Here is a 26,855-nt window from a genome sequence, read left to right on the forward strand (position 1 = left end):
CGGGACTCAACCCGCGTTGAGCTCCGTCAGCTCGCCCAGCGGCAGCGTGTGCTGGGTCTGCAGGACCTTCGCGCGCAGGTAGCGGACGTTGTGGGCGGTGGTGAAGACGCCGGTCGGGACGCGGTCGTGGACGTCGATGCCCAGCTCGCGAAGCTGGCCGGCCTTGTCGGGGTTGTTGGAGAGCAGGTCCAGCTCGTCGATGCCGAGGGCCTGCAGCATCTGCGCGGCGGCCGTGTAGTCGCGGTCGTCCTCGGGCAGCCCGAGGGCCGCGTTCGCCTCGTACGTGTCGAGGCCCTGGTCCTGGAGGGCGTACGCGTCGAGCTTGTTGTAGAGACCGATGCCGCGCCCCTCCTGGCGGAGGTAGAGCAGCACGCCGCCGCGGGTCGCGATGCGCTCGACCGCCTCGCGCAGCTGGGGACCGCAGTCGCAGCGGGCGGAGCCGAAGACGTCGCCGGTCAGGCACTCGGAGTGCAGGCGCACCAGGGGGACCTGGCCGGGGGCCGGGTCGCCGAGGACGACGGCGACGTGCTCCTGGCCGTCGGTCAGGCCGTGGAAGGTGACCAGTTCGGCGTCGACGCTGTAGCCGTCCTGGAAGCGCAGCGGCACCCGGACGCGGGAGCGCGGGGTGGCGGCGGGGAAGTCGGGCATGCGGGTCTCCGGGGTCCGTTCTATCTGCTTCAGTTTTGAAGCAGATCCATGGTCCCGGACCCTACCCCATGCTTTAAAGTTGAAGCAACAGCTTTTCGTGGCGCCTCACGAACACGGCCCGGAGGAGCGGCGGCGCCAGGGGACGTCCTCCGAGGTGGGGCGCTCCTCCCGCTCCAGCGTCTGCACGACTCCAGAGAAGATCTCCTCCAGCTGTTCCACCTGCTGCGGGGTCAGCTGGTCGAAGAGCAGGGAGCGCACGGTCTCCACATGCCCCGGCGCCGTGCGCTCCAGTACGGCCATCCCCTCGTCGGTCAGCGTGGCGAAGCTGCTGCGCTTGTCCCACTTGCAGTCCTCGCGCCGGATCAGGCCGTCCTTCTCCAGCCGGGTCACGGCGTACGTCAGCCGGCTGCGCGTGATCTTCGACTTCTCGGCCAGGTCGGTCATGCGCAGGCTGCGCTCCGGTGCCTCGGAGAGGTTGGCCAGGATGGAGTAGTACAGATGCGGCATGCCGGCGTCCTGCTGCAGCTGCCGGTCGATCGCGTCCTCCAGGAGGTGTGTCGCCGCGATGTACGCGCGCCAGGCGCGCTGCTCCTTCTCCGTGAGCCAGCGAGTCGTCATGCACCCAGTGTAAGTTTGTTTCAAAGTTTAACCAAGCCTGTCCGCCGCCGAGAGTGAGCGCGTCCGATGCCCCGTCCGTACGTCCTGCTGTCCGCCGCCGTCTCCCTCGACGGCCACCTCGACGACACCGGGCCCGACCGCCTGCTGCTCTCGTCCCCGGCCGACTTCGACCGCGTCGACGAGGTGCGGGCCTCCGTCGACGCGATCCTCGTCGGCGCCGGCACGATCCGTGCCGACAACCCGCGCCTGCTGGTCAACTCGCCCGAACGCCGCGCCGTCCGCGTGGCCGCCGGAAAGCCGGAGTACCCCCTCAAGGTCACGGTCAGCGGCTCCGGCGATCTGGACCCGACGGCGAAGTTCTGGCACACGGGCGGCAAGAAGATCGTCTACACGACCGACAAGGGCGCCGAGCGGGCCCGCGCGCTCGGCCTCACCGCCGACGTCGCCCCGCTCGGCCCCGACCTCGACTGGCGCCGCCTCCTGACGCACCTGCACGACGTACGCGGAGTGCGGCGTCTGATGGTCGAGGGAGGTGGCACGATTCACACCCAGCTCCTCCAGCAGGGCCTGGCCGACGAACTCCAGCTCGTCCTGGCCCCCCTGTTCGTGGGCGACCCGAAGGCCCCCCGCCTCTTCGGCCCCGGCACCTACCAGGGCGGCCGCCTGCGCCTGGTGGAGACCCGGCGGATCGAGGACGTGGTCCTCATGCGCTACGAGCCCACCGCCCCCGGCGCCGGCCCCCTCTCCTCCGCCGCAGACCACCACTGGCTCGCCCTCGCCTGCGAACTGGCGGCCCAGTGTCCGCCCTCCCGCACGGCCTTCAGCGTCGGCGCGGTGATCGTCGCCGCCGACGGCACGGAGCTCGCCCGCGGTCACTCGCGCGAGGGCGACGACCCGGTCGTCCACGCCGAGGAGGCGGCCCTGGCCAAGCTGGACCCCGCCGACCCGCGGCTCGCGTCGGCGACGGTCTACAGCAGCCTGGAACCCTGCGCCCACCGCGCCTCACGCCCCAAGCCGTGCTCGCGGCTGATCCTCGACGCGGGCGTACGGCGTGTGGTCACGGCCTGGCGGGAGCCGGACACGTTCGTCGAGGACGCCGACGGCAGCGGGCTGCTGGCCGCGCAGGGCGTCGAGGTGGTCGTACTCCCGGAGCACGAGGAGCGGGCCAAGGCACCGAACGGCCACCTGCTCGCATGAGCCGCCGCAGGTCATGACCGGGCCGCGGAAACCGTGCATGACCGGCCCGCGAACAACCCGTGTGCTGACAGCCCCGCGGATGGCGTATGCTGGTGACACACCGACGCGGGGTGGAGCAGCTCGGTAGCTCGCTGGGCTCATAACCCAGAGGTCGCAGGTTCAAATCCTGTCCCCGCTACTCAAGGCTCAGGGTCGGAGTCCAGTCACTGGACTCCGGCCCTGAGTGTTTCCCCCGATCGGCCTTCACGGCTCGCGCCCCGATCCCGCTCCCGGAAACCTGGAGCCGTGGAGCAGGAGGGGCCGATCTCGTACGCGCGCACCTTCGCCCGCATGCTCCCGCCGCTGCTGCTCGTCGTCGGGGCGATCTACGACTACCTCACCCCGTCGGAGTTCACCGCGGGCCCGCTCTTCACCGCCGCGCCCCTGGTCGCCGCCCCGCTCTACTCGCGCCGGGGCACCGTCCTCACTTGCATCGCGTCCGTCCTCGTCGTCGCCGCCGTCCATCTCGAGCTCGGCATCCTCTTCCACATCGACTCGATCACCGAGCTGGCGACCGTGCTGACGGTCGCCGTGCTGGCCGTCCTCATCAACCTCCTCGTCCGCCGCGGCCGCGAGCAGCTCGCCTCGCAGCGCGAGAGCGCCGAGGCCGCCCAGCGCGCCGTCCTGCCCCAACCCGCCGAGCGGATCGGGGGGTTCGCCATCGCCGCACGCTACGAGGCGGCGCAGGAGGACGCCTTCATCGGCGGCGACCTGTACGCGGTGCAGGACAGCCCGCACGGCGTACGGCTGGTCGTGGGCGACGTACGGGGAAAGGGGATGGGGGCGGTGGCCGCCGTCGCCGTCGTCATCGGGGCGTTCCGCGAGGCCGCCGAGCAGGAGGCCACGCTGGAGGCGGTCGCGCAGCGGCTGGACCGGGCGCTGGCGCGCGAGGCGGTGCGGCGAGAGGGGATCGAGCTGTTCGAGGGGTTCACGACCGCCGTGCTCGCCGAACTCCCGCACGGCGACGGCATCCTGCGGATCGTCACCCGCGGCCACCCGCCCCCGCTGCTGCTGTGCCCCGACGGCACCGTGCACACCCTGCACGCCCGCGAGCCGGCCCTGCCGCTCGGCATGGCCGATCTGGGCATCTGGCCCGACCGCGCCGAGGAGATCGAGTTCGCCGGCGGGGCCACGCTGCTGCTGTACACCGACGGGCTGTCCGAGGCACGGGACGAGCACGGGGTGTTCTTCGACCCCGCGGACCGGCTCTCCGGCCGGGTGTTCCACGACCCCGGCGCGCTGCTCGCCCGCCTCGCGGAGGAGGTGCGCCGGCACACCGGGGGCGGCACGACCGACGACATGGCACTGCTCGCCGTACGACGGCCGACTCCTGACCGAATGTGACCGCGTGTGATCGGGCGACCGCCCTCCGCATAACAACTGACATACCGTCAATACCTGTGAGGTTCTTGAGGTGTGGCCAACTCGCCCGATTTTCGCCGCTCCTGGCACGTACGTCCTGGCCAGAAAGGTTAATGATCAAGCGGAACACCTTGGAATCGGCACCCCGGGTCTATTAACGTTCGATAACGCAGCGCGGTCGTCCCAGCCGTCACAAGAGGCGGCTCCGTGCGCACGCGCCGAATCCCGCAAGGGAACCGGGGAACCACCACCCTGGGGTGAATCGCGCTGATACCGCCGTGGACCCACGGCAGGTATACGCGCGTAGGAGACCTTCCTGCTCCGAACCCGTCAGCTAACCCGGTAGGCGAGAAGGAAGGAAAGGAGCACGCCCACGTGGCGTCCAACCCGCCTGCCCCGGCAGCCCCGTTCGTGCCGAGCACCGAGCCCTTCGGCTTCGCCGGCCCCCGCACCGACGAGGGTCCGTGGGAGGAGTGGAACCCCACCGAGGAGTCCCTCCGCCCGGTACGCGGCCGGCATCGTGTGGCGAAGCAGCGCGGCGGGGGACTCGCCCGCAGCTCCACTGTCCTCGGCGTCGGTGTCATAGCCGCCGTCGGCGCGGGCGGCATGGCCAGCGCCAACACCGGCAAGCCGCCGGTGTCCATCTCCATGCCCGATCTGCCCTCCGTGTTCGGCGACTCCGCCGACGCCCCCAAGGGCTCCGCCACGGCGCTCAGCGATGTCGGCGTGACCTCCGCGGACACCGCGCAGGGCGCCAAGGGTGCCGGTGAGGCGCTGCGCGACCGCATCATGGCGCAGGCCGAGTCGCAGCAGGTGCAGATCGACAGCAAGGCCCAGTCGGCCACCGAGGCGGCCCTCGCCAAGCAGGTCGACGACGCGGCCGCCAAGGCCGAGAAGGAGGCCGCGGCCAAGGCCGAGGCCGCCAAGGAGAAGGCGGAGGCGGAGGCCAAGAAGGCGGCCGAGGCCGCGCGCCTGGCCGAGCTGGCCAAGCAGTTCAAGCTGCCGGTCGTGTCGTACACGATCACCGGCACCTTCGGACAGGCCGGCTCCATGTGGTCCTCCGGCTACCACACGGGCCTCGACTTCGCCGCCCCCACGGGCACGCTCATCAAGGCCATCCACAGCGGCACCATCACCGAGGCCGGCTGGGCCGGCTCGTACGGCTACCGCACCATCCTCACCCTCGACGACGGCACCGAGCTGTGGTTCTGCCACCAGTCGTCGATCAGCGTGAGCGTCGGCCAGAAGGTCAGCACCGGTGACGTCATCGGCCGCATCGGCGCCACCGGCAACGTGACCGGCCCGCACCTCCACCTCGAGGTCCACCCGAACGGCCAGTCCACCGGCATCGACCCGATGACGTGGCTGCGCAGCAAGGGCCTCAACCCCTGACGTTTACAGGATCTTTGCGGGCGTGCCGGAAGGACTGTTCCGGCACGCCCGTTGACGTAGTACATGACTTCTCTTCGCAAGCTCGGCTCCTCCGACCTCGAGGTCTTCCCGCTCTCCCTCGGCGGCAACGTCTTCGGCTGGACGGCCGACGAGGCCACTTCCTTCGCCGTGCTCGACGCCTACGCGGCCGTGGGCGGCAACTTCGTCGACACCGCCGACTCCTACTCGGCGTGGGTCGACGGCAACCAGGGCGGCGAGTCCGAGACGATCATCGGCAAGTGGGTCAAGGCGCGCAGCAACCGCGACGACGTCGTGATCGCGACCAAGGTCAGCCAGCACCCCGACTTCCCGGGCCTCACCGCCACCAACATCAAGGCCGCCGCCGACGCCTCCCTGCGCCGCCTCGACACCGACCACATCGACCTCTACTACACCCACTTCGACAAGCCCGAGGTGCCGGTCGAGGAGATCATCGGCGCGCTCGACGAGCTGGTGAGGGCGGGCAAGGTGCGGCACATCGCCGTGTCCAACATCTCCGCCGAGCGGCTCGCCGAGTCCCTGGAGTTCTCCGACCGCGAGGGCCTGGCCAAGTACGTGGCCATCCAGCCCCACTACAACCTGGTCTCGCGCGACACGTACGAGGGCGCACGCCAGGACCTGGCCGCGCGGTACGGCCTGGCCGCCGTTCCGTACTTCGCCCTCGCCTCGGGCTTCCTCACCGGCAAGTACCGCCCCGGTACGACGGTCGAGGGTGCCCGTGCGCAGGCCGGTGCCGGCAAGCACCTGGAGACCGAACGCGGCCGCAAGGTCCTGGCCGCCCTCGACGAGATCGCCGGCTCCCGCGCGGTCCCGGTCGCGACGGTGGCCCTGGCCTGGCTCGCGGCCCAGCCGACGGTCGCCGCCCCGATCGCCTCCGCGCGCACGGTGGAGCAGCTTCCGGCACTGCTGGGGGTGGGGGAGCTGACGCTCACCGAGACCGAGGTCGCCCGCCTGACCGCGGCGTCGGCCTGACGCCCGTCCTTTCCGAGCGCTGCGCCTGTCTTTTCGGGTGCTACGACCGGTACGGGTTGTACGCGGGATTCGGCATCGCCGGGTATCCGTACACCCCGTACATCGGCCAGGGCGGCGCCACCACCGGCACCGGGGGCGCGGTGACCCGCGCCGCGTAGTCCAGCGCGGGCCGCGCCGGTTCCCGCCGGCTCCACAGCTCGTGGAGCAACTCCCGTTCCCGTACGACGAAGTCGGCGCCGGCGCGGCCACGGCGCCCCCGGTGCCGCAGGAACGCCAGGGAGGTCGCGTACGCCTCGTACTGCGCGACCTCCCTTGCGGCGGGCTTGCCGAAGTGCTGGGCGGCGTACTGGCGGGCCAGTCGGCGTGCCCGCATCGAGCCGAGGGCGTAGGGCTCGACCGGGGTGAGCCAGCCGGCGACGGCGTAGGCGGGCAGTTCCTCGCGGACGGTGCGCAGTTCGCGCTGGCGGGTCCAGATGACCAGCCAGGTCAGCAGGCCGAACGCGGGAACCATGAAGGCGGCGTAGACCGCGAAGAAGCCGTACTCGCCGAAGGTCGAGGAGCCGTTCCAGATCGCGTGCATGCTCATCGCGAGCAGCAGGCCGGAGAGCGGGACGATGACGCGGCGCAGGTGCTGGCGTTCCGCGGAGAGCGCGGCGAGGCCGAAGCCGATGCCGGTCAGGACGGTGAAGAGGGGGTGCGCGAACGGGGACATGACCACACGCACGAAGAACGTCGCGGCGGTGACGGAGGCGATGCCGCGGTCGCCGGTGAGCTGGTCGGTGCCGAAGGCGGTGCCGAGGTAGAGGATGTTCTCGGTGAACGCGAAGCCGGTGGCGGTGACCCCGGCTATCACCACCCCGTCGACGATCCCCGTGAAGTCCCGTCTGCGGAACAGGAAGACGAGCAGGACGGCGGCGGCCTTCGCGGACTCCTCGACTATCGGCGCTATGACGGTCGCGCCGAGGGTGTCCGCGCTGGACGGATCGGCGGTCGCCGTCGCTATCCACTTCGTGGCGAAGCTGTTGGCGACGATCGCTATCAGCGCCGCCGCGCAGGCGCCCCAGGCGAAGGCGAACAGCAGGTTTCTCCAGGGCCCGGGGGCGACGCGGTCGAGCCAGCGGAAGGCGGCCAGGAGCAGCGGGACGGGCAGGACGGCGAGTCCCAGCCCGACCAGGAACCCCTCGGTGCCGGTCTGTTCGCGGACGAGGGCGAGGATGACGAGCCCGGAGAGCGCGAGCAGGGTGATGAGCGCGCCGTACCGCACCCATCTGCGCTGCCACCAGTGAGCGTGCCTGAGCGCACCGCCGGCCGGGCCGCCGGGGTGCGGCGGCTGCGTCGGGTACGGGGGATAGGTGGCCACGGCATTGACCCTAACGAGGGAGGGCGCCACCCGCGACGCAAGTCCGGCGCACCGCAGGGGCGAGGGGCTGTCAGGCGCCGGTGGGGGGCTGGTTATGAGGCGGTACGCGGTGCTGTACGCGACGGAAGAGCAGGTCGTTCACGACATGTCCTTTGTCCAGTCCCTGGCCCTCGAAACGGGTCAGCGGCCGGAAGTCGGGACGCGGCGCGAAACCGCCCTCGGGCTGCGTGTTCTCGAACTCCGGATGCGCCGTCAGCACTTCGAGCATCTGTTCGGCGTACGGCTCCCAGTCGGTCGCGCAGTGCACGATCCCGCCGGGCCTGATCCGGGCGGCGGCGAGGTCGAGGAACTCGGGCTGGATGAGCCGCCGCTTGTGGTGCCGCTTCTTGGGCCAGGGGTCCGGGAAGTAGACGCGCAGCCCGTCGAGGGAGTCCGGGACGAGCATCTCGCGGAGCAGGATGATGGCGTCCCCGTTGCCCACGCGGACGTTGGACAGCCCGCTCTGGTCGGCGAGATTGAGCAGGTTTCCCTGTCCCGGGGTGTGCACGTCGACGGCGAGGATGTTGGTCCCCTGGTCCGCGGCGGCCATCTGGGCGGTGGCCTCGCCCATCCCGAACCCGATCTCGAGCACGACGGGGTCGCTGTTCCCGAACAGCTCGACGAGGTCGAGGGTCCGCTGCCCGTCGACGTCCAGCCCCCACTTGGCCCACAGCCGCTGCAGCGCGTCCGCCTGCCCGGCCGTCACCCGACTGCGCCGCGGCTGGAAACTCCGGATCCGTCGCTCGAAGTGCGACCCGGCGGGATCGGCCTTCGGTCCATCGGGAAAACGGGGCTCCCCCTTGGCCCGGGTATGCCGGACGGACACACCGGGGACGTGGCTGTGGTGCTCGCCGCCAGGGCTGGGGTCGGCGGGCCGGGGGGCTTCGGGGACGTTGAGAGAGTCAGACACAGTGGGTCGATTTTACGGGGACGCCGTCATGATCAGCTTCCTGCGGTGCTCAGCACGGCCAACGCCCTGCGCGCCACCTCCCGCCCGATCGGCAGGGAAGCCGTCGCCGCGGGCGAGGGCGCGTTCAGCACATGCACCGCCCGCGCGCCCTCCTTGATCAGGAAGTCGTCCACCAATGTCCCGTCCCGGAGCACCGCCTGCGCCCGCACCCCGGCCGCCGTAGGCACCAGGTCCCCCTCCTCCACCGCCGGCAACAACCGCCGCACCGCCCCCGTGAACGCCGCCCTCGACACCGACCGCCGCAGCTCACCGGCCCCGTACCGCCAGTGCCGCCCGGCCATCCGCCAGGCCCCGGGCCACGCCAGCGTCCGGGCCACCTCCCGCGGCCGTACGACCCCCCACCCGTACCCCTCGCGGGCCAGCGCCGGCACGGCATTGGGCCCGACGTGCACGCCTCCGTCGATCCCGCGCGTGAGGTGCACCCCCAGGAACGGGAACGCCGGATCCGGCACCGGATACACCAGCCCCCGCACCAGCTCGGGCCGCGCCAGCTCGAAGTACTCCCCGCGGAACGGCACGATCCGCATCCCCGGTTCGTCCCCGGTCAGCCGCGCCACCTCGTCGCAGTACAGCCCGGCGCAGTTCACCAGCACGCGCGCACGTACGACGTCACCGCCCGCCGTGCGGACCGCGACCCCGAGCTCCGGCCGCCGGTCGATCCGCTCGACCCGCGCCCCGTACCGGATCTCCGCGCCCGAGGCCTCCGCCAGCTGCCGGGCGACCCCCACGAAGTCGCACACCCCGGTCGTCCCGACGTGTATGGCCGCGAGGCCCCGCACCTCCGGCTCGAACTCCGCGATCTGGGCCGAGCCCAGTTCCTGTACCGGAATCCCGTTCTCCCGGCCGCGCTGCACCAGGGCGTGCAGGCGCGGCAGCTCCTCCCGCTCCGTCGCGACGATCAGCTTGCCGGTGACGGCGTGCGCGATGCCGTACTCCGCGCAGAACTTGACCATCTCGGCGGCGCCCCGCACCGCGTACTGCGCCTTCAGCGACCCCGGCCGGTAGTAGATCCCGCTGTGGATCACCCCGCTGTTGCGCCCCGTCTGGTGCCGCGCCGGGCCGCTCTCCTTCTCCAGCACGGTCACCCGCGTACCGGGCGCGGCGCGCGCGATCGCATACGCGGTGGACAGCCCGACGATCCCACCACCGATCACCAGCACGTCACAGTCGTAAGCGATCTCCGGCCGCACCTGCACCACCTCCCACTACCGATAGTGCACTGCGCCACTGACAGTCACTTCAAACACGGGAGGGATTCGGGTTTCCTGGCGCCGACCCGGCTCAGGCGGGGGCCATCAGCAGGGGCCTGGCCCGCTCCCGCAGCTCCACGACCCGCGGCTCGTCCCCGTACGGCTCCAGCCGGTGCAGAAGATCCTTCACGTACTCGGTGGTGCGAGCCGACGAGATGCGCCCCGCGACCTCCACCGCCCGCACGCCCTGCTCGCACGCCGCGTCGAGATTGCCGGACTCGAGCTCGGCGACCGCGGAGACGACGAGCCGCAGCCCGTGCGACCGTACGAACTCCTCCGTCGGCTTCGACAGCGCCTGCTCCGTGAACCGCCGTACCTGACGCGGCGCCTTCAGATCCCGGTAGCACTCGGCGGCGTCGGCGGCGAACCGGTCGTAGGAGTAGAAGCCGAGCCAGGACGGGTCGTTGTCACCCTCCCGGGACCGCTCGAGCCAGCCCTCCGCCGCCTTCAGAGCGGCACCCGCCGCCTGCGCGTCACCCGCGCGCGCGTGCGCACGTGCCTCCACCAGCCGGAAGAAGCTCATGGTGCGGGCGGTCGCCAGCCCCCGGTTGCGCTCGAGCGCGGCCTGCGCGAGGTCGACGCCTTCGTCGCCGAAGCCGCGATACGTCGCCTGCAAGGACATCGACGCCAGCACGTACCCCCCGAGGGGCACGTCGGCAGCCGCGCGCGCGAGCCGCAGCGCCTGGATGTAGTACCGCTGCGCGGCCTCCTGCTGCCCCGTGTCGAAGGCCATCCACCCGGCAAGGCGGGTGAGTTCGGCGGAGGCCCCGAACAGGGCCCGGCCCACCTCGTCCGAGTACGCGCCGAGCAGCAGCGGTGCCGCCTCCACCCTCAAGCACTCGGGCACCATGGACGAACGCCAGTCGCCGCCTCCGTACTTGGAGTCCCAGCGCCTGGCGTCCTCGGCGGCCTCCCGCAGCTTCTGCACATCGCTGTGGCCGACTTTGAGCGGTGCGCCGGAACCCTCGGCGGAGTTCACCTCACGCGCGACCGAACTGTCGGCCGGGGTTATCAGCCACCGTGAGGCAGGCGTTGCGTATGCGCTTACTGCGAACGATCCGGCCAGCGACTGCCAGATGCCACCGGAGCCGGCCCGGCGCCCGGCGAGGTCGAGACGGTAGAGCTCCGTCGCCGACTTCACCGCCTGTCCTACGTCCCTGGGGAAGGCGAGGCCCACTTCGGGTGCGGGATCCGCGTCCGCCAGTCCGATCTCGTGGAGCGGCACCGGGCGGCCGAGCTTCTGGCCGATCGCGGCGGCTATGAGGTGCGGCGCGGCACCCTGCGGCACCATGCCCTTCGACACCCAGCGCGCCACCGAGGTCTTGTCGTAGCGAAGAGTCAACCCGCGTTGAGCGCCAAGATCGTTGACGCGACGCGCGAGTCCTGCGTTGCTGATTCCCGCGAGGGCGAGAACGGCGCCGAGCTTTTCGTTCGGCCCGCGTTGCTCCCTGGACATGCGCCACCCCTCGACACAGACGGCTGCCGCGCTGGCATAACCACGCGGCATTCGTAAACCCAGCGTAGTTCGCCGCATCCCAAGCGTTAAGGGGCATAGTTCCGGATGGCGGGATTGTGGTCCGTACTGAAGTGCGGGCCCGATACGCGCAGTTGCATCGTGCTCCCGCTGTGTGGCCGTGCGCCCGTCCGTGCGCTCTTCTCCGGCCATCGGGGGAGCGCTTCCATGGTTGATGCGTGGGTCGGCCCGCTGTACTGGATCCAGTGGGCTGGGGGACACCGCCGCCTCCATCCCCGCGGGCGGCGGACCGGTCCGGGAGGTGGACTCCATCTCCCGGGCTGCGCGCGAGGGTCAGCGGTGCGCAGAGCCTGTACGGAGCGTGTCCACGCCTGTCCCCGTTTCGCTTATTTGGCCGAAAATCGCCCCTGTATTTTGCAAGCAAATACCGCTCCCACCATGGGACTTGAGGGCGCGAAGGGCGTTTTCAGGGAGCGTTTCGGGGGCGCATTCACGTCGCAGACACCTTGTCGGGTACGGGTGTTGCCACCCCCCGGAGGGTGAGCGCCCGGGCGCGTTCCGGGCATCGCAAGCGGCTCCACCGTCCCTCCACGGCGCGTTCTTCATGGCAGCATGGTGAACCAGTTCGTACGGTGCACTGGTTGTCCACAGCCTGTGGAGGCGTCGATGCGGTGGTTGGTGGGGTGGAGCAGCACCGCCGCGGGGGCCGCCGGAATCGGCTCCGCGGGGGCCACGGGAAGCGACGGCGAGACCGTCCACCCGGTGGGTTCCCAACTCCTTTGGGGCGATCCCGATCCGCTGTGGGCGGTCGGGGACTGGCGCCCCGACGAGGTGCGGGTGGTCAAGGCCGACGCCCAGACCCGGATTGCGGTCCTGGGCACGTGCGGGGCCTCCGACGAGCAGTTGAGGGTCGGTCTGTTCGCCGCGCGCGGGGGCGCGTTGCGCCATCTGACGGCGTGGTCGGGCAGCTACACGGCGATCGTCCAGGTGGGCCGCCGCATCACCGTCTGCGGCGATCTGGCGGGCGCGCGCCCGGTGTTCTACACCCCCTGGGCAGGCGGCACGGCATACGCGACAGCGGCTCTCCCGCTCGCCGACCTCATCGAGGCCAACCTCGACTTCGGTCACCTGGCGGCCCTCCTGGCGGCCCCCGACGTACCGGCCGCACTGCAGGACTCGACGCCCTACGACGGCGTACGGCGCATTCCGCCGGGGCACGCGCTGATCCTGCGTGCCGGAGCACGCGAGATCGCCGGGTACGAGCCGGTCGCCTCCCTCGCGGTGGCGGCGCCCTCGGCCGACCCGGACAGCGCGGTCGACGCGGTGCGCGACGCACTGGTGGAGGCGGTACGCGCGCGTCTGTCGGCGCCGCGACACGTCCCCGGGGCCGACATAGACCCCGGTCCGGTGCCCGGCATGGGCCCGGCCGAGCGCCGCGCCGCGCGCGGGATGCCGGTCGCGGGAATCGGCGCGGACCTTTCGGGCGGCCCGGCCTCGGGCACGCTGGCCCTCCTCGCCGCAGGCCTCCCCGGCATGCCCGGCACGGTCCTGGGCCACGGCACGGGCGCGGGCGAACGCCTGCTGGCGGTCACCTTCAACGACCTGGCGGTGGGCGGCCGAGAGGCGGAACTGGAACGCGCGGGGACCTTGGCAGCCAACCCGCGCCTGCACCACGTGGTGGTGACCGGTGGCGAGGAAGCCCTCCCCTATGCGGAGTTGGACGGCCCGCTGACGGACGAGCCGGGCCAGTGCCTGGTGACGGCGGCGAGACACCGGGCCCGACTGGCGTCCGGCAGCGCGGACCACTTCACCGGATACGGCGCCCGCCAGGTCCTGGACGCCCACCCGGCCCGCCTCGCCGACCTCCTGATGGACCGCAAGCGACGCCACCTGGTCCGCCCGGTGGCCGCGCTCGCGAAGGCGGACGGCTCGGTGCTGGTCCCCGCGCGCGTGTACGGCGCGGCCCGCAAGCTCGCCCGCACGCCGTACCGCACGGGCCTGGAAGCCCTCGCCGACCGTCTGTTGGAGCGCCGCTTCGACGAGCCCGGGGGAGCGGTCGGGGCGTCCCTCGCCGCCCTCACCTGGGCCAGACCGGGCCCGGCGGCACGCTGGCTCACGGGCGAGGCGCTCGCTGAAGTATCGGTTCGCCTACAGGCGTCCACGAACCGCTCGGGGGTCGGCCCGGGCCAACGTCCGGGCGACCACCGTGCGCGTGCGGCGCTGGCCCGCCACGCGGCGGACCTCCGCGTCCTGGAGCAAGCAGCCGAGGTCCGCTCCCAACGCCTGCACGCCCCCTTCCTCGACAACCAGGTGGTCCGCGCCTGCCGAGCCCTCCCCGAGGCACTGCGCGTCCAGCCGGGCGCCCGCGCAGCCATCCTCCGTACGGTCCTGGAGGGCGCCGGCGTCCGCGACCTCCCGCCCGGTTGGGGAGCCCCGTCCCACGCCTCGGCGGCGGTGGCGGCCCGCACAGGCCTGAGGGTGGCCGCGGACTCCCTGATGGCCCTGTTCGGCACCCCGCTCCTGGCGGAGGCGGGCCTGGTCGAGGCAAGGGTAGTCCGCAAGGCCCTGCGAGCAGCGGCGGAAGGCGAACCCCTCCCCCTCGACGGCCTGGCCGACCTGGTCTCCCTGGAACTCTGGCTACGCCGCCTGCTGGCCCGCCGAGGAACCTGCTGGACAGGCACCCCGGCCCGTCAGCGAGCGGTACCGGCAGGGATCACGCCCCAGAGGGGGGCGCTGGCTTCGGGGGGTGGGGCGGGGGTTGCCTGAACCCCATACGCCCAAGGGCGCACTCTTGGCGCCGGTTCGTGCACCTCAGCCCGTCCGGTGTTTGAGGACGAGGCCGTTCAGGCCGATGGGGGTCCAGGGGGTGGAGCCCCCTGGCGGGGTCGAAGGGGCAGCGCCCCTGGGGATGGGACGGGTAGGGGCGGCGGGGGCGAAAATCACCCGGCGGGACCGCACCGCCACCGGCCCACCCCGCAAAACACCGTGCCCCACCCCACACCCCCGGCGACAATGACCCGGTGCGGTACAGAATTCTGGGCGTCACCCAGGCAGAGGACGACCACGGCGCCGCCGTACCCATCCCCGGCCCCCGCCTCCGCACACTGCTCACCGCCCTCGCCCTGCGCCCGGGCCGCCCCACCCCCCTCGACACCCTGATCGACGAGGTCTGGTCGGACACCCCACCCCACGACGCCCCCGCCGCCCTGCAGGCCCTGATCGCCCGCCTGCGCCGCACACTCGGCAAGGACGCGATCACCTCCACCCCCGGCGGCTACCGCCTGGAGGCAACCGAGGACGATGTGGACCTGTTCGTCTTCGAGCGCCTGATACGCCGGGGCACGGCAGCCCTGGCCCGGGACGACGCGCAAACCGCCGCCCACACCCTGGACGAGGCGCTGACCCTGTGGCGCGGCCCCGCCCTCGCCGACCTCCCGGACCGCACCGCCGCCACCCGCCCCGACGCCCTGCACCTGGAGGCAACCCGCGCCCGCATCGACGCGGACCTCCGCCTCGGCAGCGCCCACACCGCCGTACCGCACCTGAAGCAACTCACCGCGGCGCACCCGTACGACGAACCGCTGCACGCCCTCCTCATCCGCGCCCTGATCGAAACGGGCCGCGAGGCCGACGCCCTCGCCGCATACGAGAAGGCCCGCCGCACCCTCGCCGACCACCTCGGCACCGACCCGGGCCCACAACTACGCGCCCTGCATGCCGAGCTGCTCACCCCGGCCCCCACCCCTCCACACCAAGAGCAGCCCACAGCACCCCGACCACCGACCGACCCCAAACAATTCGAACGCACCGGCAACCTCCGTCCCCGCCTTACCTCCTTCGTGGGCCGGGAACCAGAACTCGACGCCATCCGTTCCGAATTGCACAGGGCCAGACTCGTCACTCTCACCGGCCCGGGCGGCTCCGGAAAGACCCGCCTCGCCGAGGAAGCCGCCGCCGGGCTTCCCCAGGCGTGGCTGGTCGAGTTGGCGCCGCTCGACCACCCGGAGGCGGTGCCCGGAGCGGTGGTCAGCGCGCTCGGCCTGCGCGAGACCGTGCTGATGACCACCGAGCTGACGGCCCCGCAGGACGACCCGCTCGCCCTGCTCGTCGAGTACTGCGCCCCGCGCAGCCAACTCCTGATCCTTGACAACTGCGAACATGTCATCGACGCAGCAGCCGCCCTCGCCGAGACGCTCCTCACCCGCTGCCCGGGGCTCACGATCCTCGCCACCAGCCGTGAACCCCTGGGCGTCCCCGGCGAGTCGGTGCGCCCGGTCGAGCCCCTCGTCCCCGACCAGGCGCAGCGCCTCTTCGAGGAGCGCGCGTCCGCCGTCCGCCCCGACGCGGACACCGTGCTGCGCGACCGGGAGGCGGTGGAGGAGATCTGCCGCCGCCTGGACGGCCTGCCGCTCGCCATCGAGCTCGCCGCGGCCCGGCTACGGCTGCTCACGCCCCGCCAGATCGCCGACCGCCTCGACGACCGCTTCCGCCTCTTCACCTCCGGAAGCCGTACGGCCCTGCCCCGCCAGCAGACCCTGCGCGCGGTCGTCGACTGGTCCTGGGACCTGCTCGACGAGCGGGAGCGCACGGTGCTGCGCGAGGCGTCCGTCTTCGCCGGCGGCTGGGACCTCGCGGCGGCGGAGGCCGTGTGCACGGGCCCGGCGGCCGACCTCGTCGGGGCGCTCGTCGACAAGTCCCTGATCGTCGCCACCCCGAGCGAGCGGGACGGCTCCGCCCAGGACGGCGGTATGCGGTACCGGATGCTGGAGACCATCCACGAGTACGCGGTGGAGCGCGCCGCCGAGGTTCCCGGTCTGCGCGCGGCGGCCGAGCGCAGACACCGCTACTGGGTGCGCGCGCTCGTGGAGGAGGCCGAGCCGCTGCTGCGCTCCGCCGGCCAACTCCCGTGGATCTCCCGCCTGGAGCGAGAGCTGGACAACATCCGCGCCGCCCTCCACCGGGCCGTCACCTCGGGCGCCGAGGCAGAGGCCGCCGCCCTCGTCCTGGCCATGGGCTGGTTCTGGTGGCTGCGCAACTACCGCCAGGAGGGCGCGGCCTGGGTGGTCCAGGCCCTGCGCCTGGGCGCACTCCTGGACAGCACCCCCACACTCCCGCCGCCCTCGACAGGCCGTACGGACTCCACCGACGGCACCGCCCGCACCGGTCCTGGCCGTACCGAAGCACTCATCACCTCCGACGCCCTCGACTCCGTGGACCCGGTCGACACCTACCTCGCCGCTCCGCACGCCGAGGTCCACCACCCGTTCCACACCGCCCGGATGAACCTCCGGATGCTGCACCTCTTCCTCACGTCCGAGTCGGAGCCGATGGACGGCCTCCTGGACGAGCGACTGCGCCGGTACGCCGGTCTGCTGCAGGAGTTCTACGAGCGGGGCGGCCCGGAGGCGGCCCGCATGCCGGGACTGGCCTGGCCGCTGACGTCCTACATCCTGGACAGCTCGCTGGACATCCGTGCCGCCATGGACATCGCCGTCGCCCACTGCCGTGCCCACGGCGACGACTGGGCGATGGGTGTGTCCCTGATGTTCCGTACACACATGGCCGTCGACTCACCGGGCGGCATGCAGGGCGTGGACGAGGACCTCGCGGAGCTCAGGGTGATCAGCCGGCGCGTGGGCGACCGCTGGATGCGCGCCCAGGTGTGCAGCGCGGCCGGCGAGGCGGCCATGGCCCGCAGCCGGCTGGGGGAGGCGAAGGCCGAGTACGAGGAGGCGCTGCGGCTCGCGTACGAGGTGGGCGCGTATGCCGAGACGCCGTTCCTCCTGGCCCGGCTCGCCGAGATCGCCTACCGCGGGGGCGACCGGGGGGCCGCGGTGGGCATGCTGGACGAGGCGAGCACCGCCGCGGATCGGTACGCCGTGACGGATTCGAAGGCGTTCGTCCTGCTCACGCGCTCCCAGCTGGCGCTGGACGAGAAGGACACCGCCCGCGCGCGTGAGCTGTGCGAGGCGGCCCGCGCGGAGACCGGACGCGGCACTCCGCCACCGCAGTTCATGGTGATGCTCAACTCGGTCGACGCCCTGGTGACGGTGGCCGAGTCGGGCCCGGAGCGCGGACTGCCGATGCTGGCGGACACCGTCCGCGAGGCGGTGGAGCGGCGCTGCGCCGACATGATCAAGGCGACGCTCCTGGACACCACGGCGGGACTGCTGGCCGGCTTCGGCGACCACCCGCGCGTGGTCCGCCTGCTCGCGGCGGCGGACCGCTGGCGCGACGGCCTGCCACGCCTCATGCCGGAGGGCGCGGACGCCGAACGCGCCGAGACGGCGGCCCGCGCCGCGCTGGGCGAGGAGCGGTACGCGGCGGAGTACGCCAGGGGCCTCGCCCTGACCGACGACCAGCTGTTCGGCGAACTCGGCGAGGCCCTGCGCAGCCACACGGCCGAGCGGACCCCGTAACCCGCCGGTGCCCCGCCGTGCCTTGTCCCGAGCCGCCGGCTCCCGGCCGCTACGAGCAGGTGAACTTCGACTCGGCCCAGTCCGCGACCGCCACCGAGTCGAAGGCGGTGTTCGGCTGAACCACCAGCCGTACGGTCTTGCGCCCGGCGAGACCCACATGCACCGGGACGGCCGGGTCGCCGCCCTGGATCGTCCCGGACTTCCACAGCCGGACGCCGTCGGCGTAGACCGAGAAGGAGACCCTGCCGAGCCCCAGGGTCATGTCGTCGACGCCGACCATGGCGTCGTAGGCGGAACAGGTGCGGTTGAGGTCGATGGTCACGGAGGACTCGCCGTGCACGCTCACGCCGTGCGCGTACTGCTTGTCGCCGATCGACATGCCGTACCGCTGCCACACCCAGCTGCTCTCGCCGATCCGCATCTCCGGCTTGGTGCCGTCGCCGCTGACGTCGTAGGACAGCCGGCTCCACTGGTAGACGACCGGGGCGGGCGGGGGAGTGGGCGTCGGTGTGGGCTTCGGGGTCGGCTTCGGCGTGGGGGTGGGGGTCGGAGTCGGCGTCGGGGTGGGCTTCGGCCGGGGAGTCGGGGTCGGGGTCGGTGTCGGCGAGGGCGCCGCGGCGGGCACGATCACCGGCGGCTTCGGCTCGGGCTGCTTCTTCGGCGGCGTCGGCGTCGGCTTCGGAGACTCCGGTCGGACGATCGGCGAGGAGGCGGGCGGCTTGGCGTCCGGCTTCCTGGCCGGGCTGTCGCTCCCGGACAGTGCGAGGGCCACCGCCACGCCCGCCGCGGCGACGACACCGGCGGCGATACCGACCTTCGCGGGCGCCCCCAGCCCCTCGGAGGCCGCGGCACCACCGGCACCCGCCCCGCCGGACGAACTGCCGCTCGCCGCCGCGGCCGCACCCGCGGCGCCGGCCGCACCGGCTCCGGTACCGCCGGCGATGAGCGCGGCCACCTTGGCGTACCCGGCGGCACCGAACCAACCGATGACCGCGACCGGCACGACACCCGGGATGCCGCTGGCGACTTCCTTGATCTGGCCCGCGGCCAGCCGGCACTTGGCGCACTCCTCCAGGTGCTTGCGCAGCCCCCGTTCGGCACGCGTGCGCAGGCCGCCGCGGGCGAAGGCACCGAGCCGGTCGGCGTAGCGGGCGCACTCCTCGTCGTCGGCGAGGGCGGCGCTGACGTGGGCCTGCAGATAGGCCTGCTTGAGGCCTTCGCGGGCGCGGCTGGCCAGCACGCGCGTGCCGTTGGCGTCCAGCCCGAAGAGCGTGGCCACCTCGCTCGGCGACTCGTCCTCGACCTCGGTGTGCCACAGCACGGCCTGCCAGCGCTCCGGCAGCGACCGGAAGGCCTGCATCGCCATGGACTGCTCGGCCTCGTGCATCGCGCGCACATCCGCGCCCAGGTCGAGCGTGTCGTCGTCGGACACCTCGGACGAGCGCGCGGCCTGCGCGGCGAACACCGCGAAGTCGTCGACCAGTTGCTCCCGCTTCGCGGACTTCGTCCAGTTCGCGGCGACCCGTCGGACGGTGGTGAGCAGATACGCGCGTACGGCGTGCTCGGGGCCGGAACCGCCGCGCACCGTCTGGAGCGTGCGGGCGAACACCTCGGCGGTGAGGTCGTCCGCGGTGTGGGCGTCACGGCAGCAGGTGCGGGCGTATCGGCGCACCGCGGCGGCGTGGCGGCGGTACAGCTCCTCGTACGCGGTGTCGTCCCCCGAGCGCATCCGCGTGATCAGGTCGGCGTCGGAGGGCGGCAGTTCCCGGGGCGGCGGCAGGACGCCGCTGTCCTCCCGCCGGTCGCGCTGTGCCGGGACGCTGCCCTGGATCGGCTCGCCGCCCTGCGCCGGGATCTCGGCCTCCGCGGGGCGGCCCCGCTGCGGGATGCCCGCGCGTCCGCCCTGACTCGGCACCTGCGGCGGACCGCCGGCCTCCGCGTCACCTTCACCCAGTGACTCGTCCCGCCCGTCAAAGCTCATCGCGGAAGCCCCCGCCGCCTGCCCAACCAGTCCCGAACACCGGGTCAGAGTGCCATATTGGCTTTTGTTCAGGACCCCCGCCCTGCGGCCATCCACTCGTCCGTGGGGACTTGTCTTGCCGCAGTACTAGGCCTCACCCATTCGGGGAAGGCTCAATTGACGCTCGCCAGGCGGAAGTTGGGCGGCATACCGGAAATGCCCGGCATATTGCTGCTTACGCCGGGCGCGCGGGCTGCGCAGCGCCCACGCCCCACCGTCACCCCTTCGAGTCACAGGGAAGGCCGCGCATTTACGCAGGCCGCGACCGCAGTCCCTCCAGCAGGATGTCCAGCAGCCGAGCCGAGGCCGCCGCCTGCTGTGCCGCGTCCGGCAGCGAGGGCGCCGCCGTGGCGATCACCAGCAGTACGTCCGACACCGATACGTCGGCCCGCAGCTCACCCGCCGCGCGCGCCCGCTCCACGAGCTGGCCCACGACTTCGAGCAGCGCCGCCGCACCCGTGTCGTCGTCCGCCGACACCCCCGGGTTCCCCTCGGGGACCAGCCGCAGCTCTCCGGTGCCCGGCTGTATCCGCTGCTGCGGCACCCGAGCCTCGTCGAACACCGTGCCGTCGGCGCGTTCGTCCGCGACGCCGACGCGCAGCACCTGCGGCGGCAGGAGCCGCCCCGCGCCCGAGGCCACCGACGTCCGCAGGAAGCGCGAGAGCGCCGACCACGGCTCGTCCTCCTGGCCGAGCGCCGCCCGGGCCTGGTCGGTCAGCCGGGAGGTCTCCTCCTCGGCTATCCGCCGCACCAGGACGTCCTTGCTCGGGAACCGTCGGTACACGGTCCCCACACCCACCCGCGCCCGCCGCGCCACGTCCTCCATCGGCGCGCCGTATCCCAGCTCGCCGAAGACTTCGCGCGCCGCGCGCAGTACGTGTTCCAGATTGCGCTGAGCATCCACGCGCAGCGGCGTCGAACGCGAACCGTCCCCGCGTCCGTTGCCTGCCGCCGCGCTTACCATGCCGCCCGATGTCAGAGCAGACGCGGACGACCAATGAGAGTCCTGAACATGCATAAGCGATCCCCCGGTAATGACGTCTCCCCCCGGAGACTCTCCCCGCCATTCATTGATTGCCGGGACGTGGGAACAGGCCCGGTTCACCGGCCCGCCCGTCGCGGACTCGATGAGCGATGAGCACATCCCCCTACACCCCGTCGACACACGAACATAGTTGAGAGGGAGTCAATTCAGAAGGGGCAGGTTCCGCACGGAGCGCCCCCCGATCGGAGTACGGGTCGCATATATCCCGAATGTTCCGCCCAAGGTCATCCAGCGCACAACCCCTGACCTGCAAGCTTTCCGACTACTCCGGCAATTCGGCCAACCCTGGGCGTCCCCGGCAGGCGGTCACACAAATTGTCGAGGCTGTGGACAAACTCGAGCGCTGGGTGCGTCATGGGATGGTGAAGGAACGTGCGCGCATTCTCGTTGTCGGCGGCGGCTACGTCGGGATGTACACGGCCCTGCGCCTGCAACGGAAGCTGAAACAGGAACTCCGCCGCGGCGAGGTCGAGGTCACGGTCGTCACTCCCGACCCGTACATGACCTATCAGCCGTTCCTTCCCGAGGCGGCCGCCGGTGCCATTTCCCCTCGCCATGTCGTCGTACCGCTGCGCCGCGTCCTCGACCAGTGCAACGTCGTCATCGGCGAGGTCCGGTCGATCGACCACGCCAAGCGCACCGCCACCCTCACCACCCTCGCCACGGAGGAGGAGGGAGCGGGGCCGGAGCAGCTGACGTACGACGAACTCGTCCTCGCGCCCGGCTCGATCTCACGCACCCTCCCGATCCCCGGCCTCGCCGATCACGGCATCGGATTCAAGTCGGTCGAGGAGGCCATCGGCCTGCGCAACCACGTCATCGAGCAGATGGACATCGCCTCCTCCACCCGCGACCCCGCGATCCGCGACGCGGCCCTCACCTTCGTCTTCGTCGGCGGCGGATTCGCCGGGGTCGAGGCGCTCGGCGAACTCGAGGACATGGCCCGATACGCCGCGCGCTACTACCACAACGTCCGCCCCGAGGACATGAAGTGGATCCTCGTCGAGGCCTCGGACCGGATCCTGCCCGAGGTCGGCGAGGAGATGGGCCGCTACACGGTCACCGAGCTGCGCCGCCGCAACATCGACGTACGCCTGGAGACCCGCCTCGAATCCTGCACGGACCGGGTCGCCGTACTCAGCGACGGAGCCCGCTTCCCGACCCGTACGGTCGTGTGGACGGCCGGCGTCAAACCCCACCCGGTGCTCGCCGCGACCGACCTCCCCCTCAACGGCCGGGGGCGGCTGAAATGCACCCCCCAGTTGACGATCGACGGCGTCACGCACGCGTGGGCGGCAGGAGACGCCGCCGCCGTCCCCGACGTCACCGCCGAGGGACCCGGCAAGGAGACGGCACCCAACGCCCAGCACGCGGTCCGCCAGGCCAAGGTCCTCGGCGACAACATCGCGCACTCCCTGCGCGGCGAACCCCTGGAGACGTACGCGCACAAGTACGTCGGCTCGGTCGCCTCTCTGGGCCTGCACAAAGGCGTCGCCCACGTCTACGGGCGCAAGTTGAAGGGCTACCCTGCCTGGTTCATGCACCGCGTCTACCACCTCAGCAGGGTGCCGACCTTCAACCGCAAGGCCCGCGTCCTGGCCGAGTGGACGCTGTCGGGCCTCTTCAAGCGGGAGATCGTCTCCCTCGGTTCGCTCGAACATCCCCGAGCGGAGTTCGAACTCGCGGCCGGTGGAAAGCCTCCTACCGACCCGACGAACGACCCGAAGGGGTCGTCCTGACCGGAGTCAGGAACTCCACGGACCGGGTAGGCGTCACACGGATGTCGCCCCGGTAGGCCACACTGCCAGACTGATCCCCGCCCCCAGGGCGAGCAGAGCTCGCCCTCGAACCCCAAGAGGCTCTCCCCACCGTGCTGCATCCCGGGGGCGTCACGCCCCAGCCCTCCGGCCGGGTCCGGAGTCGGCCGAAGACGCCGAAGACGACGACACGAGGCAAGGATTCGTGAACTTCACGCGCTGGAGCGCCCGGCTCCCCGGAACGCAGCGCCGCGCCGCAGCGCGGACCGATCACACGGCCGCCCCGGACCGGCCCGCCGAGTCCGCGAGCTCCGTCCCCGCGGCCCGCGCCGAACAACTCACCGACGAGACCCGCCCCGTACCGGCCGTCGACGACCTGCCGGTCCGCGAGGTCCTGGACCGCGTCCCGGCACTCGTGGCCCTGGTCCACGGACAGGACCACCGGGTCGCGTACATCAACGACGCCTACGTGACGGCCTTCGGCGTACGACCGCTCGGCGAGCCCACCCGCGAATCCCTCCCCGAGCTCGACCAACTGGGCCTGCTTCCGCTCCTCGACCAGGTCCTGCGCAGCGGCAAGCCCCGCACCCTCAAGTCCCGCAAGGCCCCCGACGGCCGCTCCTACACGTTCACCTGCACCCCGGTGACGGAAGGCGACCACGCGGGCGTGCTCGTCTTCGCCACGGACGTCACCGACCACGCCGAGGCCGCCGAACGCCTCCGCGCCAGCGAACGCAGCCAGCGCGAAACGGCGGTCACCCTCCAGCGCTCGCTGCTGCCCCAGGAACTCGAAGAACCGGACGACCTGCGCATCGCGGCCACCTACCAGCCGGGTGGCACGGAGGCGGCGGTCGGCGGCGACTGGTACGACGTCATCACCCTCGGCGGGGGCCGCACGGCCCTGGTCATCGGCGACGTCATGGGCAGGGGCGTACGGGCCGCTGCCGTGATGGGCCAACTCCGTACGGCGGTCCGCGCGTACGCCCGCCTCGACCTCCCCCCGCACGAGGTCCTCCAGCTCCTCGACGGCCTGGCGGCGGAGATCGACGCCAACCAGATCGCGACCTGCGTGTACGCCATCCACGACCCGAACGAGGGCCGGCTGGTGTACGCCTCAGCCGGCCACCTCCCGATCCTCGTCCGCGACGAGAGCGGCGTGGTCCTGCGCGCCGACGAGCCGACCGGTCCACCGCTCGGCACGGGCGGCTGGATGCACGCCTCCGGCTCGATCCCGCTCGGCCCCGGCTCCACCGCCGTCCTCTACACGGACGGCCTGGTGGAACGCCGGAACGAGGACCTGGACGAGGGCATCGCGTCCCTGGAGCGAGCCCTGTCCGGTGCGACCGGCACCCCCCAGGTCGTCTGCGACCGCCTGGTCCGCTCGGCAGGCGTGACGGCGGACCACGACGACGACGTGGCGGTCCTGGTCCTCCAACACCCGTCCCGCACGGGCCCGGACAGCGACCTGTTCCGCAACGCCGCCCTGGAACTGCTGGGCGGCATCGAAGCGGCCCCACGCGCGCGTGCCTTCGCCTCCGGCGTCCTCACGAGCTGGCGCTTCCCGACCGAGCTGCACGACCTGGGCGTCCTCGCCGCCAGCGAACTGGTCGCCAACTCCCTCCAGCACGGCACCCCGCCCATGCGCCTGCGTCTGCGCCGGACGGACCGCCGCCTGATCATCGAGGTCACCGACGGCGACGACCACCTCCCCCGCCGCCGCCGAGCGGAACCGGCCGACGAGTCCGGCCGGGGCATCGCCATCGTCGCGACCATCGCCTCGAACTGGGGATCACGCCGCACAGCCGGCGGCGGGAAGGCGGTCTGGTGCGAGTTCGTACTCCCGAAGGCCTGACTAAGCCTCCGCGACCACCGTCTCCGCAGCCGCCCCACCCCGGGCAACCACCCGGCTCCTCCCGAGCCACGGCCGATCCTGTACGGCGGTGAGCTGACGCCCCAGCCGCAGGGCGAGGTAGGTGATCCCCAGCGAGAACAACAGGAACGTCACCACGTACGGCGCGTGCAGCGAGGCCCCCATCGGCCCGCCCACCGCCGGCCCGACGGCCAGCGCGAGCTGCTTCACCAGGGCGAAGGCGGAGTTGTACTGCCCGGCCATCCCGCTCGGCGCGAGATCCGCGACCAGCGGAGCAACGGTCGGCGACAGCATCGCCTCACCGAGCCCGAACAGCGCGTACGTCGACACGAACGCAGCCGTGGCCATTTCCTGACTGCCGTGCCCGAGCCCGGCATACCCGGCCGCGACCCACGCCACGGCCCAGATCAGCCCGACGGCCGCGATCACCCGGGACCGCCGCCGACGCTCGACGAACTTCAGCACGGCGAACTGCGCGACGACGATCATCAGGGTGTTGGCGGCCAGCGCCGTACCCAGCGCGGACGTCGAAATCCCGGCGGCCTCGACCCCGTACGCACTCAGTCCGGACTCGAACTGCCCGTAGCAGGCGAAGAACAGCACGAAGCCCAGCACGGACAGCTGCACCATGGCCCGGTTGCCGAGCAGCTGCTTCCAGCTGCCCTTGGCGGACTGCGCGGGCGCTCCCTCGATGCGCGGCGAGCGCGGCATCCGCACCGTCGCCATCACACCCACGAGCAGCAGGAACATCGCAGCCTCGATGGAGAACAGCAAGGTGAAGGAGTCTACGCGCGTAGCGTCGACGAGATGGCCACCGATCAGCCCGCCGACGCCCAGCCCCAGGTTCTGCAGGAAGAACTGCATGGCGAAGGCGCGCGAACGCGTGTCGGCGGTCGAGCAGTCCACGATCATCGTCGCCAGCGCCGGCTGCATCACGGCCTGCCCGGCTCCGAGCGCGGCAGCCGACAGCAGCACGGCGGTGGCACTGCCCGCCAGCCCCAGGCTCAGCGCCCCGAGGGCGGCGGTGACCAGGGCGGCGAGCAGGACCGGCAGCGGACCGCGCCGGACGATGGCCCGCCCGGCGAACGGCAGCACGATCAGCGCGGCCACGGCGAAGACGGCGAGGACGAGTCCTGCCGTCATGGCCCCAAGACCCCGCACCTGCGCCACATAGACGTACAGGTAGGGGACGGTGAAGCCGAGCCCGAACGCGCTGAGTGCGTTACCCACGTGGATCCGGCGCATCTCTGCGCCCATCGCCCTGGTCACGTTCACCTCTCTCAGTAGTTAGGAGTGAAGACTTAGAAGCTAAACAGTACACCTAGAAGAACTTCAACGCCAAGCAGGTCCATGCCATACTTCGACCATGGGCGACACCCCCGGCACCCTCGGCGAACCGACACTCGAAGAGCAGATCGCCGCGTACCAGCGCGAGTTCCGGGACCTCGACCCCCAGGTCGAGAAGATCGTCTCGGCCCTCTCCCGCCTGAACCGCCGTATGAACGTCGCCTACGGCCGCCAGACCGCCGCCCTCGGTATCAGCAACGCCGAGTGGGAGGTCCTCAAGGCCCTCGTCCTCTCCGGCGCTCCCTACCGCATGGGTCCGAGCGACCTCGCCAAGCGCCTCGGCCTGACGCCGGCCGCGATGACCCACCGGATCGACCGCATGCTCGCCGAGGGTCTGGTGACCCGGGAGCGCGACGAGACGAACCGCGTCCGCGTGATCGTGGAACTGACCGCGGAGGGCCGCGAGAAGTGGCTCGAGGCGATGCGCCTGGCCACGGTGTTCGAGGAGGACCTCCTCCAGGACCTCTCCCTCGAGGAGCGCACGGCCCTCGGAGAGGTCCTCACCCGCCTCCTGCGTAGAGTGGAACACTCCCAGCCGGACGCGGGCGGCCGCCTCAGCGACCTGGACTGACGCCCGGCTCGGGGGCGGCACAAAAGATCTTGACAAGGGGTGCTTGACAGCTCCCTCCCGGATCCGTAAAGTTCTTCGGGTTGCCACGGAGCCGTAACGGTTCTGCGACAGCACCTCCGCCGCATCAGCGGCAACCCAAACCATCAGCACGATCTCCCAACCGGGTTGATTTCGGCGTGCCCGAATTCAATTCGATTCGGCTTCGGCAGTCCGATTAGGAACTGCCGAAGGGATCCGCTAAGGTTTGAAACGTCGGAACGGCCCAGCGGGCCGCGAGGACAAGCCCCGCTGACTGGGAGTCAGGCCCGAAAGGATCTGATAGAGTCGGAATCGCCGGAAAGGGAAACGCGAAAGCGGGAACCTGGAAAGCGCCGAGGAAATCGGGACCGGAAACGGTCTGATAGAGTCGGAAACGCAAGACCGAAGGGAAGCGCCCGGAGGAAAGCCCGTGAGGGTGAGTACGAAG

Annotated in this window: 18 protein-coding genes, 1 tRNA gene and 1 riboswitch; of the genes, 10 read left to right on the forward strand and 9 right to left on the reverse strand. The window is 71.7% G+C overall.

Annotated elements, in window-relative coordinates; all coding sequences use genetic code 11:
* Positions 1 to 6 precede the first annotated feature (6 nt).
* Positions 7 to 648: a GTP cyclohydrolase II gene (ribA, locus tag ACFY1L_RS35725; protein ID WP_388833571.1), complete on the reverse strand. Its 642-nt coding sequence runs from the start codon at positions 646 to 648 to the stop codon at positions 7 to 9.
* A gap of 105 nt (positions 649 to 753) precedes the next feature.
* Complete coding sequence (locus ACFY1L_RS35730) at positions 754 to 1,266, reverse strand: MarR family winged helix-turn-helix transcriptional regulator (RefSeq protein WP_388833574.1); 513 nt, start codon at positions 1,264 to 1,266, stop codon at positions 754 to 756.
* A gap of 66 nt (positions 1,267 to 1,332) precedes the next feature.
* Between ACFY1L_RS35730 and ACFY1L_RS35735 the strand changes: the two genes are divergently transcribed.
* From ACFY1L_RS35735 to ACFY1L_RS35755, 5 genes are all read left to right on the forward strand, one after another.
* Positions 1,333 to 2,463 (forward strand): dihydrofolate reductase family protein, encoded by a 1,131-nt coding sequence (locus tag ACFY1L_RS35735; protein WP_388833577.1) that lies wholly within the window; start codon positions 1,333 to 1,335, stop codon positions 2,461 to 2,463.
* A gap of 104 nt (positions 2,464 to 2,567) precedes the next feature.
* A tRNA-Met gene (locus ACFY1L_RS35740) sits at positions 2,568 to 2,641 on the forward strand.
* 107 nt (positions 2,642 to 2,748) lie between these two features.
* The gene (locus ACFY1L_RS35745; protein ID WP_388833580.1) at positions 2,749 to 3,846 is read left to right on the forward strand and encodes a PP2C family protein-serine/threonine phosphatase; all 1,098 of its coding nucleotides are present in this window, start codon (positions 2,749 to 2,751) and stop codon (positions 3,844 to 3,846) included.
* 224 nt (positions 3,847 to 4,070) lie between these two features.
* A riboswitch (cyclic di-AMP (ydaO/yuaA leader) is annotated at positions 4,071 to 4,228 on the forward strand.
* A gap of 11 nt (positions 4,229 to 4,239) precedes the next feature.
* Positions 4,240 to 5,256 carry a M23 family metallopeptidase gene (locus ACFY1L_RS35750; protein ID WP_388833583.1) on the forward strand — a complete coding sequence of 339 codons (1,017 nt, stop codon included), beginning with the start codon at positions 4,240 to 4,242 and terminating at the stop codon, positions 5,254 to 5,256.
* 63 nt (positions 5,257 to 5,319) lie between these two features.
* The gene (locus ACFY1L_RS35755; protein ID WP_388833586.1) at positions 5,320 to 6,267 is read left to right on the forward strand and encodes an aldo/keto reductase; all 948 of its coding nucleotides are present in this window, start codon (positions 5,320 to 5,322) and stop codon (positions 6,265 to 6,267) included.
* A 40-nt stretch (positions 6,268 to 6,307) separates the two neighbouring features.
* Here the strand turns inward: ACFY1L_RS35755 and ACFY1L_RS35760 are convergent, their stop codons facing one another.
* The 4 genes from ACFY1L_RS35760 to ACFY1L_RS35775 form a co-directional block, all read right to left on the reverse strand.
* Complete coding sequence (locus ACFY1L_RS35760; RefSeq protein ID WP_388833589.1) at positions 6,308 to 7,627, reverse strand: PrsW family intramembrane metalloprotease; 1,320 nt, start codon at positions 7,625 to 7,627, stop codon at positions 6,308 to 6,310.
* Between the two features lie 70 nt (positions 7,628 to 7,697).
* Positions 7,698 to 8,576 carry a tRNA (guanosine(46)-N7)-methyltransferase TrmB gene (trmB, locus tag ACFY1L_RS35765; RefSeq protein ID WP_388833592.1) on the reverse strand — a complete coding sequence of 293 codons (879 nt, stop codon included), beginning with the start codon at positions 8,574 to 8,576 and terminating at the stop codon, positions 7,698 to 7,700.
* A gap of 32 nt (positions 8,577 to 8,608) precedes the next feature.
* Positions 8,609 to 9,826 carry an L-2-hydroxyglutarate oxidase gene (gene lhgO / locus ACFY1L_RS35770; protein ID WP_388833595.1) on the reverse strand — a complete coding sequence of 406 codons (1,218 nt, stop codon included), beginning with the start codon at positions 9,824 to 9,826 and terminating at the stop codon, positions 8,609 to 8,611.
* Positions 9,827 to 9,917: 91 nt separating this feature from the next.
* Complete coding sequence (locus tag ACFY1L_RS35775; RefSeq protein WP_388833597.1) at positions 9,918 to 11,342, reverse strand: MFS transporter; 1,425 nt, start codon at positions 11,340 to 11,342, stop codon at positions 9,918 to 9,920.
* 684 nt (positions 11,343 to 12,026) lie between these two features.
* Here ACFY1L_RS35775 and ACFY1L_RS35780 point away from each other — a divergent pair.
* Positions 12,027 to 14,126 carry an asparagine synthase-related protein gene (locus ACFY1L_RS35780; protein ID WP_388833600.1) on the forward strand — a complete coding sequence of 700 codons (2,100 nt, stop codon included), beginning with the start codon at positions 12,027 to 12,029 and terminating at the stop codon, positions 14,124 to 14,126.
* A 254-nt stretch (positions 14,127 to 14,380) separates the two neighbouring features.
* Positions 14,381 to 17,779, forward strand: coding sequence for a BTAD domain-containing putative transcriptional regulator (locus ACFY1L_RS35785; protein WP_388833603.1), 3,399 nt, complete (start codon positions 14,381 to 14,383; stop codon positions 17,777 to 17,779).
* A 49-nt stretch (positions 17,780 to 17,828) separates the two neighbouring features.
* Here the strand turns inward: ACFY1L_RS35785 and ACFY1L_RS35790 are convergent, their stop codons facing one another.
* Positions 17,829 to 19,760 (reverse strand): sigma-70 family RNA polymerase sigma factor, encoded by a 1,932-nt coding sequence (locus tag ACFY1L_RS35790; RefSeq protein ID WP_388833606.1) that lies wholly within the window; start codon positions 19,758 to 19,760, stop codon positions 17,829 to 17,831.
* 289 nt (positions 19,761 to 20,049) lie between these two features.
* On the reverse strand, positions 20,050 to 20,817 hold the full coding sequence (locus ACFY1L_RS35795; protein WP_361273930.1) for a helix-turn-helix domain-containing protein: 768 nt from the start codon (positions 20,815 to 20,817) through the stop codon (positions 20,050 to 20,052).
* Between the two features lie 386 nt (positions 20,818 to 21,203).
* On the opposite strand from ACFY1L_RS35795, the gene ACFY1L_RS35800 reads away from it, so the two are divergent.
* Both ACFY1L_RS35800 and ACFY1L_RS35805 read left to right on the forward strand, forming a co-directional pair.
* Positions 21,204 to 22,583: an NAD(P)/FAD-dependent oxidoreductase gene (locus tag ACFY1L_RS35800; protein ID WP_388833658.1), complete on the forward strand. Its 1,380-nt coding sequence runs from the start codon at positions 21,204 to 21,206 to the stop codon at positions 22,581 to 22,583.
* A gap of 223 nt (positions 22,584 to 22,806) precedes the next feature.
* Entirely contained in the window at positions 22,807 to 24,453 is a 1,647-nt protein-coding gene (locus ACFY1L_RS35805) for a SpoIIE family protein phosphatase (protein ID WP_388833609.1), read from the forward strand.
* Here ACFY1L_RS35805 and ACFY1L_RS35810 read toward each other — a convergent pair whose 3' ends face one another.
* The gene (locus tag ACFY1L_RS35810) at positions 24,454 to 25,728 is read right to left on the reverse strand and encodes an MFS transporter (RefSeq protein ID WP_388833661.1); all 1,275 of its coding nucleotides are present in this window, start codon (positions 25,726 to 25,728) and stop codon (positions 24,454 to 24,456) included.
* Between the two features lie 109 nt (positions 25,729 to 25,837).
* Between ACFY1L_RS35810 and ACFY1L_RS35815 the strand changes: the two genes are divergently transcribed.
* On the forward strand, positions 25,838 to 26,389 hold the full coding sequence (locus ACFY1L_RS35815; RefSeq protein ID WP_388833612.1) for a MarR family winged helix-turn-helix transcriptional regulator: 552 nt from the start codon (positions 25,838 to 25,840) through the stop codon (positions 26,387 to 26,389).
* Positions 26,390 to 26,855 lie beyond the last annotated feature (466 nt).

The organism is Streptomyces sp. NPDC001663 (assembly GCF_042893105.1).
Classification (GTDB): Bacteria; Actinomycetota; Actinomycetes; order Streptomycetales; family Streptomycetaceae; genus Streptomyces.